The organism is Massilia sp. DWR3-1-1 (genome assembly GCF_049898325.1).
Taxonomy (GTDB): domain Bacteria; phylum Pseudomonadota; class Gammaproteobacteria; order Burkholderiales; family Burkholderiaceae_D; genus JAFCUW01.
Window position 1 is genome coordinate 175,200 of record NZ_JAFCXL010000001.1, and the last position, 16,012, is coordinate 191,211.

Sequence of the window (16,012 nt, forward strand, 5' to 3'; positions counted from 1 at the left end):
GCCGAGTGGGAATGATAGGAGCGTGCGTTCGGCGGGCATTGCGCGCCCACAAACCCGGTCCGCATAGGTGAACGCTGTGCACTTGCGCAATCGCAAAAACTGAATCGGCCGTCTCGGTAAAGTGGATAGCGCCGATAAATTTCCCGGAGGAAACATGAAAACCCTGCATACCACTGTCCTGACCCTCGCCCTGGCCGCCTGCGCCATCGCCGCCCCCGCGTGGGCGGCGGAACCGTCCGAGAAAGACGCCATCGCCATGGTGGAGAAAGGCGCCACGTTCATGAAAACGGCGGGCAAGGACGATATGATCAAGCGCATCAACGCCAAGGACCCCGAGTTCATCCAGGGCCCCCTGTACCTGACCATGCGCGACGCGAAAGGGGTGATTCTGGCCAACCCGGTCAATCCCGCCATGATCGGCAAGGACCTGGTCGATGTGCCCGACGCCGACGGCAAGCCGTTCCGCCGCGAAATCCTGGAACTGGCCAAGAAAAAAGGCAAGGGCTGGGTCGATTACAAGTTCAAGAACCCGGCCAGCGGCAAGGTCGAGGCCAAGACCACGTACATCCAGCTGGTCGGCGACGTCACCCTGGAAGCGGGCATCTACAAAAAATAGGGGCTGGCCGCGTCCCGCTCGAGTCCATTCAACATCCACCAGGGAGGCAGCATGCTGAGCAAATTGCGCATTGGTCCGAAATTGTTGTTGGCGCCATGCCTGGTACTGGTCTTGCTGGTCATCACGGCCGGCAGTGCCTGGCAAGGGATGGTGCGCCAGAACGCATCGCTGGAAAACCTGGTGCAGGTGCGGGCGGCGCGGCTCAAGGCGACGGCCGACATCGCCGGCGACGCCAAGTATGCGCACGCCAATATCTATCAGCTGCTGGCGTGGATCAATGGCAGCTTCGCCAAGGCAAGGATCGACGCGCTGACGGCCGACATCGGCCGCAAGCACGTCGATCTGGGCATCCACCTGACGGCGCTGGCGGCGGTGGCCGATCCGGCCGAGCGGCGCCTGCTCGACGCCAGCGCCGCCGCGCTGACGGCGTACCGCCAGAGCGTGCAGCAGACGATCGAACTGGCGCAGGTGGACCAGTCGACGGCGACGGCGTCGATGAGCAAGGCGGAGAAGCAGTTCAATGTCCTGCACGCCCAGCTCGACCAGCTGGCCGCGCACGAACGGCAACTGAGCGAAACGGCGTTCGCCGCCGCCCGCGCCGAGTACCGCAAGCTGGTGATGACGATGGCGGCGCTGGTGCTGCTGTCGATTGCCTTGTCGCTGATCGCCACCATGCTGGTGCGCCGCGCCATGCTGAAAGACATCCGCGCAATCGCCGACGTGGTCGACGAGCTGGCCGAGGGGCGCCTGGCGAAAGGACAGGCCAACAGCGGACGCGACGAGATCGCGGCCACCTCGCGCGCGCTCGATCACACCATCGAACGGCTCACCGGCAGCCTGCGCAGCATCCTCAGCTCGGTGCACTCGATCGACACGGCCTCGCAGGAAATCGCCACCGGCAACCTGGACCTGTCGGCGCGCACGGAAATGCAGGCCGGCTCGCTCGAGGAGACTGCCAGCGCCATGGAAACGCTGACGGTGGCGGTGAAAGACAACGCCAACAATGCCCGCCTGGCCACCGAACTGGCGGCGAGCGCGTCGTCGCTGGCCTCGAGCGGCGGCGCCGCCGTCAACCGGGCGGTGGCGACGATGGAGTCGATCAAGGCCAGTTCGCGCAAGATCGTCGAAATCATCGGCGTCATCGACGGCATCTCGTTCCAGACCAATATCCTGGCGCTCAATGCGGCCGTCGAAGCGGCGCGCGCCGGCGAGCAGGGGCGCGGCTTCGCGGTGGTGGCCTCGGAGGTGCGCACGCTGGCGCAGCGCTCGGCGGCGGCGGCCAAAGAGATCAAGGCGCTCATTGCCGATTCCGTCGCCATCATCGACGGCGGCAGCGCCTCCGTCAATGAGGCGGGCAACAGCATGGGCAATATCGTCGCCTCGGTCCAGCAGGTCAACGAAATCATCGCCCGCATCAGCGCCGCCAGCACCGAGCAGGCCGACGGCATCGCCGAAGTGAACCTGGCGGTGGGGCAGATGGATGACATGACCCAGCAAAACGCGGCGCTGGTGGAACAGGCTGCGGCGGCGGCGGCCAGCCTGCACGAACAGACCATCAACCTGGCGCAAGCGGTGGCGGTGTTCAAGTTCGACGACGCCGCCGACCTGGCCCCGCCCGCGCCGGCGCGGGCGCGGGCGCAGGCCGGCGATGGCGACGCCGACGCGTTTCACGAGCCGCACGAGCGACGTGCCGCCAGCAGCGGCATGCGCGCCGCCACGCCACGGGCGCTGCCGGCGCGCCGCACCCGCTAAGCAGGCGCCGCCCGCGGCGATACGGGCGCGCCTGGTACAAATCATGCGGGCTGTGTTTTCATGACAATATTACAGGGCTTGCGCGCCACAGTTGCGCCCGATTCGGCCGCCATTTAACCATCTGAACCATCCGACCGATGCGGTGCTGCGGCGATTGGTCTATAGTGGGGGATATTTCTCAAAAGCATTACCCTCCCCCCCATGAACATGCACAACCCTGCCGTCGCAGCGGCCGATCCGGTCGAGGCGCTGATGAAGTCAATCCGCATCCCGCCGCGTCCGAGCCTGCTGGCCGACCTGCAGCAAGAGCTGGCGCGGGACGACCCTGCGCCGGCGGCGATCAGCCGCATCATCGGCGCCGATGTCGGCATGGCCGGCGCCTTGCTCAAACTTGCCAATTCCTCGTTTTATGGCGCCACCCGGCCGGCCAAGTCGATCGACCAGGCCATCGCTTTTCTGGGCATGAACCAGGTGGCGGCGCTGATGGCGGGTTTGCTGGCGCGCCAGGCGATTACCAGCAGCAGCGGGGTCTCGCTGGCGCAGTTCTGGGAGCTGTCGACGCGGCGCGCGCAAGCGATGGTGTTCCTGTCGAAGCGCCTGCACATCGGCGCGCCCGACGTGGCCCACACCTTCGGCCTGTTCTGCGATACCGGCGTGGCCCTGCTGCTGGACCGCTTTGCCGACTACGGCGCCACCTTCGACGCGGCCACCCACGAGCCACTGCGCCGCGTCACTGAGATCGAAGACGAGCGCCACAACACCAACCACGCGGCCATCGGCTGCCTGCTGGCGCGCAACTGGGGCCTGTCGAGCGAGGTCACCTGGGCCATCCTGCACCACCACGACTACCAGGTGATCGACGACGCCGCCAGCGACGACACGGTGCGTTCGCTGGTGGCCTTGTCGCTGGTGGCCGAACGCGCCCTGCAGGCCTGCCAGGGCGCGCCCGTCTCGCTCGAGTGGCAAAAAGGGGGCGCGAGCGCCTGCGCCTACCTGTCGATGGGCGAGGATGAGGTCAGCGATCTGGTCGACCAGCTGCTGGACTGTTTTACGCACTGAGGCCTGCGGACGCGGTGTCGATCTCCTGGCCTTGTAAGCCGTAGCAAGAAACAGAAGGCCGCGGCGCCAGCACCCCACTACAATGGGGTTTTTGCCTGCCCGATCACCATGACTACTGCCCACCCGCCGCTCGACGCCATTTTCTGGAACACCCTGACCGGGCCGCACGCCCGCCACGCCAGCGGCGTCGGCGGCGCCCGCCGCTACGCCGCCGGCTTCTCGCCCATCATCGCTTTCGCCGATCCCGGGGCGGCCGATTTCGCCGCACTGACGCCGTTCTGCGCGCCGGGCGAAGTGTTTTATTGCGAAGGCTGGCAGGGCGACTGCCCGGACGGCTGGCGCATCGATGCCGAGACCACCATGCTGCGCATGGTCTGGGATCCCCGCGTGATCACCGTCGACAGCGCGCCGCACGCGGTGGCGCTGGGCCCGCAGCACGTCGACGCCGCCGTGGCACTGGCGGCGCTGTGCCGGCCCGGCCCGTTCGGCCCCCGCACCATCGAACTGGGCAACTACTACGGCTACCTGGAAGGGGGCGATCAAGGCCGCCTGATCGCCATGGCGGGCCAGCGCATGCGCGTGCCCGGCTACACGGAAATTAGCGGCGTGTGCACCCACCCCGACGCCCAGGGCCGCGGGCTGGCGCGCCAGCTGATGGGCAAGCTGATCGACCAGCAGATGCAAGCGGGCCAATTGCCCTTCCTGCACGTGATGCGGGCCAACCGGCAGGCCCACGATTTTTATGAACGGATGGGTTTTGTCGACTATCTCGAGTCGACCGTGCGGGTGCTCAGCCGGATCGATACCGCGCCGGCGCGCGCTTGATTCAGGCTTGCAAAGCCGGGCGCAGCGCCAGCCAGCGCGCCAGCTTGTCCGCATACGCGAGGGTGTAGGCCGGGCTGCTCGAGGGCAGCTCGATGAGGCGGTAGTGCGATGCCCGCTCGCCCAGCACCTTCTGACCCAGCCGGGCCGCCGTGCCACCGTTGAAGGCGAGGCTGCCAATGGCGGGATAGCGCGCCAGCAGCGCGGGTAAATCGTTGTCGTCGCGCTGGCGGATATTGCTGTCAAGGCTGCCCTGGCGCTGCGCCTGCGCCACCACGTCCCACAGGCCGACACCGTGCGCGAGCAACTGCGCCAGCCGGGTCCGATAGTCGAGCGGCACCAGCTCCACGTCGAGCACGGCCGACATGAGCGTCCAGAACTTGTTCTGCCGGTTGCCATAATATTGCTGCAGCGCCAGCGATTGTTCACCCGGCAAGCTGCCCAGCACCAGCAGGCGGGTGTGCGCATTGACGACGGGATCGAAACAACGCTTGGGCGCGGCGGCAGCGGGGGACAGGGTAGAAGGGGGCAAGGTCATGCCGCATTCTAGCCCGGCCAGCGGTGTAGAATCGGTGTGCCGCTTCTTAAAAAAAACCATGACGGAGACCAGCATGCGCGACCCACGCCAGATCGACCACCTGCTCGGCCAGTACAGCGAGAGCCACCGCAATCACACCAATGAGCTGATCCACATGGTGTGCGTGCCGCTGATCGTGTTTTCCCTGCTGGGGCTGGTGTGGTGGATGCACCCGCTGGCCGCCGTGCTCGTCAGTGGCGCCGCCCTCGCCTACTATTTTCAGCTGTCGCGCCCGTTCGCGCTGGGCATGCTGGCGATGTCGCTGGTCATGCTGGGCCTGCTTTACGCGATGCCGCCACTGACCGTGCTGCCCATCTCGCTGAGCATTTTTGTGCTGGCCTGGATCGGCCAGTTCATCGGCCACCAGATCGAAGGAAAAAAACCATCGTTTTTCGACGACCTGCGCTTTTTGCTGATCGGCCCCCTGTTCGTGCTGGGCTTCCTGTACCGCCGCCTGCGGCTCAGTTACTGAGGTCCTGGTAGCGCCGCGCCGCGGGCCGGGTGGGGCGGCGGCGCCATCTCGGCCTGTTCGAGCAGCACCAGCGCCGTGCACAGCATCACGTAGCCCAGCAAAATCCACACCTTCACCTGCAGCGACCGTTTCATCGACGTCCTCGCGAAAAGAGTCACCCATGATACCGGCGCCCCCACGCCGCCCTGGACCGGGCAGGCCTCGCTTGCGCCGCCTCAAGCCGCCGCGCGGCCGCTGTCGTTTTCCAGGCAGTGCCCACAAGAAAGTGTGAACTCCCGTATACTTTCGCCATGCCCTCTCCCTTCCTGTTCCTGCTCGCCTCGCTCATCTGGGGTTCCACCTTCTGGGCCATCACCTTGCAACTGGGCGAAGTGCCGCCGATGGTGTCGGTGGTCTACCGCTTCGCGCTGGCCGCCGCCGCCCTGTTCGGCTTTTGCCTGCTGCGGGGCGACCGCCTGCGCCTGCCCTGGCGCACCCAGCGCTGGCTGATGAGCCAGGGCTTCCTCACCTTCGGCCTGTCGTACATGTGCACCTACAGCGCCGAGCAATACCTGGTGTCGGCGCTGGTGGCGGTGTTGTTCGCCCTGATGGTGTTCTGGACGCCGCTGTGCGCGCGCCTCCTGTTTGGCACGCCGATCGGCTGGCGCGTGTGGGCCGCCGGCAGCGTGGCCGTGACCGGCGTGGCGCTGCTGTTCTCCCGCTCGATCGGCGCGGCGCTGCACGAGATCGGCGGCGGCGGCAAGGGCCACTTCCTGCTGGGGCTGGTGCTGGCCGTCAGCGCCACCATCGCCAGCTCGGCCGGCAACGTCATCGTCGGCAAGGTGCGCGCCGCATCGGCCAATGTCTACCTCACCACCGCCTGGTCGATGGCCTGGGGCACCGCCCTGGTGCTGCTGCTGGTGCTGCTGTCGGGCCAGCCCCTGGTGCTGCCGGCGGCGCCCCGTTACTGGATGGGGCTGATGTACCTGTCGCTGTTTGGTTCAGTGATCGCCTTCATCGCCTATTTCACCCTGATCAACCGGATCGGCGCCCAAAAGGCCGTGTATGTGGGCGTCTGCGCGCCCGTCATTTCCGTGCTGCTGTCGATCCGCCTCGAACACTACCGCCCCGGCCCCCTCGAATGGGCCGGTATGATCCTGTGCCTGGCCAGCGTGGCCTGGGCCGTGCGCGCCCCCGCGCAGGCCGCGCCGATTTCCCCTTCCCCCTTACCCGAGACCCCATGACCGCCTTTGCCATCCGCCCTGCCCAAGCCGCCGACGTCGCCCACATCCACGCCATGATCGTCGAGCTGGCCGTGTTTGAAAAACTCGAACACCTGGTGGTGGCCACCGAAGCGATGTTGCACGATGCCCTGTTCGGCGCCCGCCCGTCGTGCGAAGCGATCGTCGGCGAGATCGACGGCGACGTGGTCAGCTTCGCCCTGTACTTCCACAATTTTTCCACCTTCCTGACCCGCAAGGGCCTGTACCTGGAAGACCTGTACGTCAAGCAGGCCCAGCGTGGCAAAGGCTTTGGCCGGCAGATGCTGGTGGCGCTGGCGCAGATTGCCCGGCAACGCGACTGCGGCCGCTTTGAATGGTCGGTGCTGGACTGGAACGCCCCCGCCATCGCTTTCTATGAAGGGGTGGGCGCAGAAGTGATGCCGGAGTGGCGGATTTGCCGGCTGGCCGGCGACGCCCTGGCGGCGCTGGCCGACGACGTCCGCTAAAAAAATCCCACGGCATGCAGACCGTGGGACAACCCATTCCAGGCAATGGGAGGGGAGACCAGCTTCGCTGTGCCCATCCGGGGTGCCAGCGTTGCAGTGATCTTACCTCCGGGAAAATGTCCTCTGTTGAGCTCGCTCAAACAGGGGGCGCCAGCCGGCGTCCCAGCAGCTTTTCCAGCAACTCGAAGCCGGCCTGGGTCAGCAGGGCCAGCACGGCGGCCGGGATCGCCCCCGCCAGCAGCATATTGTTGTCGTTCAGGGCCAGGCCGATGGTGATGCGCTCGCCGTAGCCACCGGCGCCGATAAAGGCGGCAATCGTCGCCGTGCCCACGCTCATCACCGCCGCCGTCTTGACGCCGGCCAGTATCACCGGCAGCGCCAGCGGCAGATCGACATGCAGCAGGCGCTGGCGCGTGGTCAGGCCCAGCGCCAGCGCCGCCGTGCGCAGCCCCGCCGGCACTTGCAGCAGGCCGGTGCAGGTATTGCGCACGATCGGCAGCAGCGCGTAGACGAACAGGGCAACCAGCGCCGGCACCGTGCCGATCATGCCCAGCAGGGGAATGAGCATCGCCAACAGGGCCAGCGAGGGCACCGTCTGCAGCAGCCCCGCCAACGCCAGCACGCTCTGGCGCAGGCGCGGCGACCCGGCCGCCAGCACCCCCAGCGGAATGCCGGCCAGGCAGGCCAGGCCCACCGAGGCGAGCACCAGGAACAGGTGCTCGCCGGTGAGCTGCCACAGCTTGCCGTCGAACAGGCGGGCCATCAGGGCGCCCGCTGCCGGCGCAGGGGCCGATGCCGGTGCCGCCGTGGTGGCCGGCGCCGCGCCGGGGGCGCGTTTGAGCCAGTCGGCGGCGACCGCCGCAAAGCTGCGCTGGCCCACTTCGACGGCGGCATTCATGGCGATCATCTGCGCCGACGGGATGCGCCCTTCCAGCGCGGCGATGGCCTGCCAGCGGGCGCCGAAGCGGGCCGGTACATCGAGCCGGTACAGCAGCACGGCGTCGTAGCGGGGGAAATAGCCGAGATCGTCGTCGAGCACACGCAATTTGTACTGGGCGATTTTCGCGTCGGTCGAATAGATGTCGATGACGTCGACCTGGCGCTCGGCCTGGGCGGCGTAGGCGATGCCGTGATCGAGCCCGCGCGGCGCCTGCGGCAGGCCGTAGCGCCGCGCCAGGCCTGGCCAGCCATCGGCGCGGCCGATGAATTCGTGCGACAGGCCCAGTCGCAGCGCCGGGTAAGCGGCCAGCTGCGACAGGCTGGTCGGCCCATCGCTGTCGCCCCGCAGCGCCAGCGCGTAGGTATTGTTAAAGCCCAGCGGCACCCCCACCCCCAGGCCCAGCTTGGCCAGCGCCGCGCGCATTTGCGGCAGGCTGGTGGGCGCGGGATTTTTCAGGATCTCCAGGTCGATCGTGCCGAGGTATTCGGGGTAGACGTCGATGCTGCCCGCCTGCAGGGCGGCGAGCACGATGGCGGTGTTGCCCAGTCCCTGGCGGTGCGCGGCCTTGCCGTGCGCGGCCGCCGTCTGCGTGAGGATTTCGCCCAGCACGTACGATTCGGTGAACCGCTTCGAGCCGATTTTGAGGACGTCGTCGGCCGCCGCCGGGGCACCGGCGAGCAGGGAAAACAGCAGCAGTAGCAGCAGAAGCAGCGCGGCAAGCCAGCGGGGCGCCGCGGTAGTGAAGGGGGACAGCGGCACGCGAGCTCCAGCAGTGGTCAAGCGCCCCAGCTTACCACCGGCGCGCGCAGCACGCCGGCGTTGACCACGCCCACGCAGGGATTGGCGCCCATCGCATACGCCAGGTCGGCGGGACGGTCGATGCGCCACAGGGCGAAGTCGGCCCGCTTGCCCGCTTCGAGCGTGCCGATGGCGTGCCCGCGGCCCAGCGCGCGGGCGGCGTGCACAGTCGCGCCAGCGAGCGCTTCGAGGGGCGTCAGGCGCCACAGGGTGCAAGCCATGTTCATCGCCAGCAGGAGCGAGGTGAGTGGCGAGGTGCCCGGGTTGCAGTCGGTGGCCAGCGCCATCGGCACGCCCGCGTCGCGCAGGGCGGCGATCGGCGGCGGCGTCGTCTCGCGCAGAAAATAGTAGGCGCCCGGCAGCAGCACCGCCACCGTGCCGGCGCGCGCCATCGCCGCCACCCCGGCCGGTGAGAGGTGCTCGAGATGGTCGGCCGACAAGCCCTGGCAGCGCGCCACCAGGGCGGCCCCGCCCTGGTCCGAGAGCTGCTCGGCGTGCAGCCTGACGGGCAACTGCAAGGCGCGGGCGGCGTCGAACAGGCGCGCCGTCTGGGCCAGGCTAAAACCGATGGTTTCGCAAAAGGCGTCGACGGCGTCGACCAGTCCCTCGCTGGCCAGCGCCGGCAGCATGACGGTGACCAGGTGGTCGATGTAGGCGTCGGCGCGGCCGGAAAATTCGGGCGGCAGCGCGTGCGCGCCCAGGAAGGTGGTGACGACATCGACCGGCAAGCGTTGGCCCAGCAGGCGCGCCGCCCGCAGCATGGTGCGCTCGCTGGCCAGGTCAAGGCCGTAGCCGGACTTGATTTCCAGCGTCGTCACCCCTTCGGCCAGCAGGCGCAGCACGCGCGGCGCACTTTGCTCGAGCAGGGCATCGAGCGAGGCGGCGCGGGTGGCGCGCACGGTGGCCATGATGCCGCCGCCGGCGCGGGCGATCGCTTCGTAGCTGGCGCCATTTAAGCGCGCCTCGAACTCGGCGCTGCGGTTGCCGGCGTGGACGATGTGGCTGTGGCAGTCGATCAGGCCGGGCGTGAGCCAGGCGCCAGCGCCGTCGATGATGGCGGCGCCTTCCAGCGGCGCGGCCGCGCGCGCGCCCACCCAGGCAATGCGGCCGTCCTCGACACGCACGGCGCCGTCGCGCAGTTCGCCGTAGCCGTCGACCATGGTGGCCAGGTGCACATTGAGAATGACGCTGGCGTTCATGCGGCCTGCGCGGGGCGCGCATAGATATCGACGATGAACACGGTGGCGTCGTCCGCCTCGAGCGTCCACAGTTTGCCGGGCGAAAACAGCACGGCATCGTAGCGCACCAGGCCGATGCGCTCGTCGTCGCAGCTGACGGTGAGGCTTTCGCCGGCGGCCAGGAACAGCAGGCTGCGCTGGCCGCCCGGCGCGAAGCGCACGCTGCCCTCGACGTGGCGGCGGCCGAACTTGTGCTGGCACACGGCGCGCCGGGTCATCACGTTGAAATCGGTGGTGCTGGCCTCGTGCAGGGTGGCGCTGACGGCCGCCTCGCCGTCGAAGGCGATGACGCCGTCGTCGATGTCGAGCAGGATGTGGCGGCTGCCGTCGATATCGAGCGTCAGGCCAGGGCCCTCGACCAGCGCCAGCGTGCGGTCGACCCCGGCGAACGGGGAAAACGGCCCGCTGTGCGAAATCGTCGCCAGGCTGATGCGCCACTCGAAATTGTGCACGCTGGCGCCGGGCGGGCCGATGGCGATCTCGGTGCTGCTGCCGCCGCCGTTTTTCCACGGCGCCGGCGCCAGGCCGGCAAACGGAATCAGGATGGTCATGGCGATCTCTCCCGCAGTTGTGCCAGCGCGGCGCGGTAGCGCGCGGCGATCGCCGCCTGCCCCGCGTGGCGGCCGTCTTGAATGACCCGGCGCCCGCCCACCAGCACGTCGCGCACGAGATTGTCGTTGCCGGCAAACAGGAGCCGGCCCAGCACCTCGTCGGCAGGAGCGCCGGCCAGGTTGGGGTGCTCGTCGTCGAGCACCAGGAAGTCGGCGCGCCGGCCCACGGCGAGCGCGCCGACCGGCCGGCCGCTGGCCTGGGCGCCCCCGGCCAGGGCCGCCTGCCACAGCAGGTCGCCGACGTGGCGCTGGACGGGGCTGACGGCGATGTTGCGGCGCTGCTGGCGCAGGCGCTGGCCGTACTCGAGCCAGCGCAGCTCTTCGACGGGGCTGTGCCCCACGTGGCTGTCGCTGCCGATGCCGAAGCGCCCGCCCGCGGCCAGGTAGGGCGCCAGCGCAAACAGGCCGTCGCCCAGGTTCGCTTCGGTGCTGGGACACAGGCCGGCGACGGCGCCGCTGGCAGCCAGCGCGGCCAGTTCGGCCTCGTCGAGGTGGGTCGCGTGCACCAGGCACCAGCGCGCGTCCAGGCCCTGGCGCTCGAGCAGCCAGGCCAGCGGGCGCTGGCCGCTGTGGGCCAGGCAGGCGTCCACTTCCAGTTGCTGCTCGGCGATGTGGATGTGGATCGGCCGCCCCGGCGGCAGGGCGGCCGCCAGTTCGCCGATCTGCGCCATCGACGCCGCGCGCAGCGAATGGGGGGCGGCGCCCACTTCGAACTGGCCGTCGCGCAGGCGATCGAGCGCCTCGACCATGCCCAGCACGGCGCCGACGTCGCTCTGGAAGCGGCGCTGGCGCGGGCCCAGCGGCTGCGCGCCGAAACCGCCGTGGCTGTACAGCACCGGCAGCATGGTCAGGCCGATGCCGGTCTCGCGCGCCGCCTGCGCCACCCGCTCGGCCATCTCGGCCGGCCTGGCGTAGGCGGCGCCGTCGGCGGCGCGGTGCAGGTAATGAAATTCGCAGACGCTGGTGTAACCGTGGCGCAGGCAGTCAACAAACAGCTGGGCGGCCACCGCTTCGAGCTGGGCCGGCGTGATGCGGCCGGCGAAGCGGTACATCAGCTCGCGCCAGGTCCAGAAGCTGTCCTCGCCCTCGCCGGCCGTTTCGGCCTGCCCCGCCATGGCGCGCTGGAAGGCGTGCGAATGCAGGTTGACCATGCCGGGAATGACCAGGCCGACCGCCGCCGCGGCCGCCGCGCCAGCGTCGGCGGCGGTCGCGCCAACGGCGGTGATCACGCCGTCGCCGTTCCAGGCGATGGCGACGTCGCGCGCCCAGCCGTCCGGCAGCAGCGCGTGGCGCGCCAGCACGGCGCCGCCGTTCACCGGGCCACCCAGTCGACGGCCGCCGTCACCATCGCCTGCAAGGCCGGGCGCAGCGACGCGGCCAGGTCGGGGCGGTAGGCCAGCGGGGTGGCGTCGGCGCCGGCCAGCAAGTCTGCATCCATGCCCGGCTCGTTCATGTACAGGCACTGGCACAGTTCCAGCTGGATCGCGTGCACGCCCTGCTCCGGCTGGCCGTAGCGGCGGGTGATGTAACCGCCCTTGAAGCGGCCGTTCAGGGCGGTGGAAAAGTGCGCCGGCACCTGCGCCATGACCGCCTCGGCCAGGCCGGCGGCGCAGGCGGCGCCATCGGCGGTGCCAATGTTCAGGTCGGGCAGGCGGCCGTCGAAAAAGCGCGGCACGCGCGAGGCGATCGAGTGGGCTTCCCACAGCACCACGGCGCCATGCAGCGCCAGCAGGCGCGCCAGTTCGGCCTGCAGCTGCGCGTGGTAGGGCTGCCAGTAGCGCGCCCGGCGCCGCGCCACTTCGGCGGCGTCGGGCGCGGCGCCGGGCCGGTACAGGGGTTCGCGCGCGAACGTGTCGAGGGGGCACAGGCCGGTGGTGTCCAGGCCCGGATACAGGTTGATGTCGTCGGGCGGGCGGTTCAGGTCGATCAGGTAACGCGACTGGCGGGCGGCCAGCGTCGAGGCGCCCATCGAAGCCAGAAAATCGTACAGGCGCGGCAGGTGCCAGTCGGTGTCGGCGCTGCGCGCGGCGCACGCCGTCATGTGCGCGGCCAGCTCTGGCGGCAAGTGCGCGCCGGCGTGCGGCATCGACACCAGCAGGGGCAGGCTACCGCCGACAAAATCGAAATCCATGCTGCCTCCGGCTTGATTTACTGATGCAAAGCGGTAAACAGGTGCTTGCACGCGGCGCTCAGCGCGCCCTCGATCACCAGCGTGCGGGCCGCCTCGATGTCGGGCGCAAAAAAACGGTCGGCGGCGAAAAACGGCACCGTTGCCCGCAGCCGCGCATGCACGTGTTCGAGGTGGCGCGAACTGGTCAGCGGACGGTGAAAGTCGATGCCCTGCGCCGCCGCCAGCAGCTCGATGCCGATGATGACAGCCGTATTGTGCGCCATATCGTCAAGCCGGGGCGCCGCGAAGGTGGCCATGCTGACGTGGTCTTCCTGGTTGGCCGAGGTGGGCAGGCTGTCGACGCTGGCCGGGTGCGCCAGCGACTTGTTTTCCGACGCCAGCGCGGCGGCGGTGACGTGGGCGATCATGAAGCCCGAGTTCACCCCGGGCTCCCGCACCAGGAAGGCGGGCAGGCCCGACAGGCTGGCGTCGATCAGCAGGGCGATGCGGCGTTCGGCCAGCGCGCCGATCTCGGCGATGGCCAGCGCCAGCGTGTCGGCGGCGAAGGCCACCGGTTCGGCGTGGAAATTGCCACCCGAGATGATCTCGCCCGTGTCGGCAAAAATGAGCGGGTTGTCGGTGACGGCATTGGCCTCAATCAGCAGGGTGCGGCCCGCATTGCCCACCAGGTCCATCACCGCCCCCATCACCTGCGGCTGGCAGCGCAGGCTGTAGGGGTCCTGCACGCGCTCGTCGCCCACCAGGTGCGAGGCGCGGATGGCGCTGCCGGCGAGCAGTTCGCGGTACATGGCGGCGGTGGCGATCTGGCCCGGCTGGCCGCGCACTTCGTGCACGCGGGCGTCGAACGGCGCGTCGCTGCCGCGGGCGGCATCGAGCGACAGGGCGCCGGTGACGATGGCCGCTTCCAGCAGGCGCTCGGCCATGAACAGGCCGTGCAGCGCCAGCGCGGTCGACACCTGGGTGCCGTTGATCAGCGCCAGGCCCTCCTTGGCCGCCAGCGTGACGACGGCGATGCCGGCGCCGTCGAGCGCCGCCTGCGCTTCCATCAGCACGCCGTCGACGCGCACCTGGCCCACTCCCAGCATGGCCAGCGTCATGTGCGCCAGCGGCGCCAGGTCGCCCGAGGCGCCCACCGAGCCCTTGGCGGGAATGGCCGGCATGATGCCGGCGTTGTAGAGCGCGATCAGGGTCTCGACGATGACGGGGCGCACGCCCGAGTAGCCGCGCGCCAGGCTGCCGATTTTCATCAGTAAAATCAGCCGCACCACCGCGTCCGACAGCAGCGCGCCCGTGCCCACCGCGTGCGACAGGATCAGGTTCGTTTGCAGTTGCTCGAGGCGGTCGTCGGCGATGCGGGTCTTGGCGAGGATGCCGAAACCGGTGTTGATGCCGTAGGCGGCGTCGCCCCTGGCGACGATGGCGCGCACGGCGGCGGCGGCCCGTTCGACGGGCGCCCAGGCGGACTGCGCCAGCGCCAGCGGCGCTCGCGCGTGCCAGGCATCGCGCAGATCGCTCAGGGTCATGGCCCCGGGGGTGAGGGTAAAAGTGGTCATGGGATCATCGGCAGGTCGAGGTGGCTGCGCTTGGCGCAGGCGATGGCGGCGGGGTAGCCGGCGTCGGCGTGGCGCATGACGCCGGAGGCGCTGTCGTTGACCAGCACGCGCGCCAGGCGCCTGGCGGCGGCGGCGCTGCCGTCGGCGACGATGACCATGCCGGCATGCTGCGAGTAGCCCATGCCGACGCCGCCGCCGTGGTGCAGCGAGACCCAGGTGGCGCCGCCGGCGGTGTTGAGCAGGGCATTGAGCAGGGGCCAGTCGGAGACGGCGTCGCTGCCGTCGCGCATGGCTTCGGTTTCGCGGTTCGGGCTGGCCACGGAACCGGTGTCGAGGTGGTCGCGGCCGATCACGATCGGCGCCTTCAGTTCGCCCGTGCGCACCATCTCGTTGAAGGCCAGGCCGGCCAGGTGGCGCTCGCCCAGCCCCAGCCAGCAGATGCGCGCCGGCAGTCCCTGGAAGTCGATCCGGTCACGCGCCATGTCGAGCCAGTGGTGGACCTGGGCGTGGTCGGGGAACAGCTGCTTGATCTTGGCGTCGGTTTTATAGATGTCCTCCGGGTCGCCCGACAGGGCCACCCAGCGGAACGGCCCGCGCCCTTCGCAGAACTGGGGGCGGATATATGCGGGCACGAAACCGGGGAAGGCAAAGGCGTCGGCCACGCCCTGATCGAAGGCGACCTGGCGGATGTTGTTGCCGTAGTCGACGACGCGGATGCCCATCGCGTGAAAGGCCAGCATGGCCTGCACGTGCACGGCGCAGGAGGCGGCGGCGGCATCGCGCAGGCGCGCGTGTTCAGTCGCGTCCTGGCGCGCCGCCTGCCATGCGGCCACGCTCCAGCCGGCCGGCAGGTAACCGTTGATCAGGTCGTGGGCCGAGGTCTGGTCGGTCACCAGGTCCGGCGCGCGGCCGCCCGCCTGCACGCGGCGCACCAGTTCGGGCAGGATCTCGGCGGCATTGCCCAACAAGCCGATCGAGACGGCCTCGCCCAGCGCGCAGTGGTGCTCGACCAGGGCGAGCGCGTCGTCCAGGTCGCGTGCCTGCTTGTCGAGGTAGCGCGTGCGCAGGCGGAAGTCGATGCTGCTTTGCTGGCATTCGATGGTCAGCGACACGGCGCCGGCAAAGCTGGCCGCCAGCGGCTGGGCGCCGCCCATGCCGCCCAGGCCCGCCGTCAGGATCCAGCGGCCGCGCCAGGAACCGCCAAAATGCTGGCGCCCTGCTTCGGCAAAGGTTTCGTAGGTGCCTTGCACGATCCCCTGGGTGCCGATATAAATCCAGCTGCCCGCCGTCATCTGGCCGTACATGAACAGGCCCTTGCGGTCGAGCTCATTGAAATGCTCCCAGGTGGCCCACTTCGGCACCAGGTTGGAATTGGCGATCAGCACGCGGGGGGCGTCGCCGTGGGTCTGGAACACGCCGACCGGCTTGCCGGACTGGATCAGCAGGGTCTGGTCGTCCTCGAGCGTGCGCAGGCACGCCAGGATCTGATCGAAGCAGGCCCAGTCGCGGGCGGCGCGGCCGATGCCGCCGTAGACGACCAGGTGCTGGGGATTTTCGGCGACGGCGGCGTCAAGATTGTTTTGCAGCATGCGGTAGGCCGCTTCTGTCTGCCAACTCTTGCAGCTGAGGGTGGCGCCGCGCGGTGCGCTCACGACGCGGGTGGGATCGAAGCGGGGATCTTGCATGTCAGCTCCTGGTGGACGGGTCTGAAACGAAGGATAAGTTGTCTATACAA

16 protein-coding genes are annotated in these 16,012 nt (G+C 69.2%); 7 read left to right on the forward strand and 9 right to left on the reverse strand.

The window, feature by feature from the left end:
* Positions 1-154: 154 nt before the first annotated feature.
* The 4 genes from ACP7EY_RS00810 (at position 155) to ACP7EY_RS00825 (ending at position 4,252) form a co-directional block, all read left to right on the forward strand.
* Positions 155-616, forward strand: a complete 462-nt coding sequence (locus tag ACP7EY_RS00810; protein WP_426189473.1) for a cache domain-containing protein — start codon at positions 155-157, stop codon at positions 614-616.
* Positions 617-667: 51 nt separating this feature from the next.
* Positions 668-2,368 (forward strand): methyl-accepting chemotaxis protein, encoded by a 1,701-nt coding sequence (locus ACP7EY_RS00815; protein WP_426189475.1) that lies wholly within the window; start codon positions 668-670, stop codon positions 2,366-2,368.
* Between the two features lie 201 nt (positions 2,369-2,569).
* A complete protein-coding gene (locus tag ACP7EY_RS00820; protein ID WP_426189477.1) occupies positions 2,570-3,427 on the forward strand; it encodes an HDOD domain-containing protein in 858 nt (285 codons plus the stop codon).
* Between the two features lie 108 nt (positions 3,428-3,535).
* Positions 3,536-4,252 (forward strand): GNAT family N-acetyltransferase, encoded by a 717-nt coding sequence (locus tag ACP7EY_RS00825; protein WP_426189479.1) that lies wholly within the window; start codon positions 3,536-3,538, stop codon positions 4,250-4,252.
* A 1-nt stretch (position 4,253) separates the two neighbouring features.
* Here the strand turns inward: ACP7EY_RS00825 and ACP7EY_RS00830 are convergent, their stop codons facing one another.
* Positions 4,254-4,787 carry a DNA-deoxyinosine glycosylase gene (locus ACP7EY_RS00830; protein ID WP_426189481.1) on the reverse strand — a complete coding sequence of 178 codons (534 nt, stop codon included), beginning with the start codon at positions 4,785-4,787 and terminating at the stop codon, positions 4,254-4,256.
* Between the two features lie 73 nt (positions 4,788-4,860).
* Between ACP7EY_RS00830 and ACP7EY_RS00835 the strand changes: the two genes are divergently transcribed.
* Positions 4,861-5,298, forward strand: coding sequence for a DUF962 domain-containing protein (locus tag ACP7EY_RS00835; RefSeq protein ID WP_426189483.1), 438 nt, complete (start codon positions 4,861-4,863; stop codon positions 5,296-5,298).
* Here ACP7EY_RS00835 and ACP7EY_RS00840 read toward each other — a convergent pair.
* The gene (locus ACP7EY_RS00840) at positions 5,292-5,432 is read right to left on the reverse strand and encodes a hypothetical protein (protein ID WP_426189485.1); all 141 of its coding nucleotides are present in this window, start codon (positions 5,430-5,432) and stop codon (positions 5,292-5,294) included. The genes ACP7EY_RS00835 and ACP7EY_RS00840 overlap by 7 nt on opposite strands.
* 156 nt (positions 5,433-5,588) lie before the next feature.
* On the opposite strand from ACP7EY_RS00840, the gene ACP7EY_RS00845 reads away from it, so the two are divergent.
* Positions 5,589-6,521, forward strand: coding sequence for a DMT family transporter (locus ACP7EY_RS00845; protein WP_426189486.1), 933 nt, complete (start codon positions 5,589-5,591; stop codon positions 6,519-6,521).
* Positions 6,518-7,006 carry a GNAT family N-acetyltransferase gene (locus tag ACP7EY_RS00850; protein WP_426189487.1) on the forward strand — a complete coding sequence of 163 codons (489 nt, stop codon included), beginning with the start codon at positions 6,518-6,520 and terminating at the stop codon, positions 7,004-7,006. Before ACP7EY_RS00845 ends, ACP7EY_RS00850 begins: the two co-directional genes overlap by 4 nt.
* Positions 7,007-7,142: 136 nt before the next feature.
* Here the strand turns inward: ACP7EY_RS00850 and ACP7EY_RS00855 are convergent, their stop codons facing one another.
* From ACP7EY_RS00855 to hutU, 7 genes are all read right to left on the reverse strand, one after another.
* Complete coding sequence (locus ACP7EY_RS00855) at positions 7,143-8,642, reverse strand: glycine betaine ABC transporter substrate-binding protein (protein ID WP_426190024.1); 1,500 nt, start codon at positions 8,640-8,642, stop codon at positions 7,143-7,145.
* Positions 8,643-8,722: 80 nt separating this feature from the next.
* Entirely contained in the window at positions 8,723-9,943 is a 1,221-nt protein-coding gene (gene hutI, locus ACP7EY_RS00860) for an imidazolonepropionase (protein ID WP_426189490.1), read from the reverse strand.
* On the reverse strand, positions 9,940-10,533 hold the full coding sequence (locus tag ACP7EY_RS00865) for a HutD/Ves family protein (protein ID WP_426189492.1): 594 nt from the start codon (positions 10,531-10,533) through the stop codon (positions 9,940-9,942). The genes hutI and ACP7EY_RS00865 overlap by 4 nt, the downstream gene beginning before the upstream one ends.
* Positions 10,530-11,909, reverse strand: coding sequence for a formimidoylglutamate deiminase (locus ACP7EY_RS00870; protein WP_426189494.1), 1,380 nt, complete (start codon positions 11,907-11,909; stop codon positions 10,530-10,532). Before ACP7EY_RS00870 ends, ACP7EY_RS00865 begins: the two co-directional genes overlap by 4 nt.
* Positions 11,906-12,724 carry an N-formylglutamate deformylase gene (hutG, locus tag ACP7EY_RS00875; RefSeq protein ID WP_426189496.1) on the reverse strand — a complete coding sequence of 273 codons (819 nt, stop codon included), beginning with the start codon at positions 12,722-12,724 and terminating at the stop codon, positions 11,906-11,908. Before hutG ends, ACP7EY_RS00870 begins: the two co-directional genes overlap by 4 nt.
* Before the next feature lie 17 nt (positions 12,725-12,741).
* Positions 12,742-14,277: a histidine ammonia-lyase gene (gene hutH / locus ACP7EY_RS00880; RefSeq protein WP_426189499.1), complete on the reverse strand. Its 1,536-nt coding sequence runs from the start codon at positions 14,275-14,277 to the stop codon at positions 12,742-12,744.
* Complete coding sequence (gene hutU, locus ACP7EY_RS00885) at positions 14,274-15,962, reverse strand: urocanate hydratase (protein WP_426189502.1); 1,689 nt, start codon at positions 15,960-15,962, stop codon at positions 14,274-14,276. Before hutU ends, hutH begins: the two co-directional genes overlap by 4 nt.
* Between the last annotated feature and the right edge of the window lie 50 nt (positions 15,963-16,012).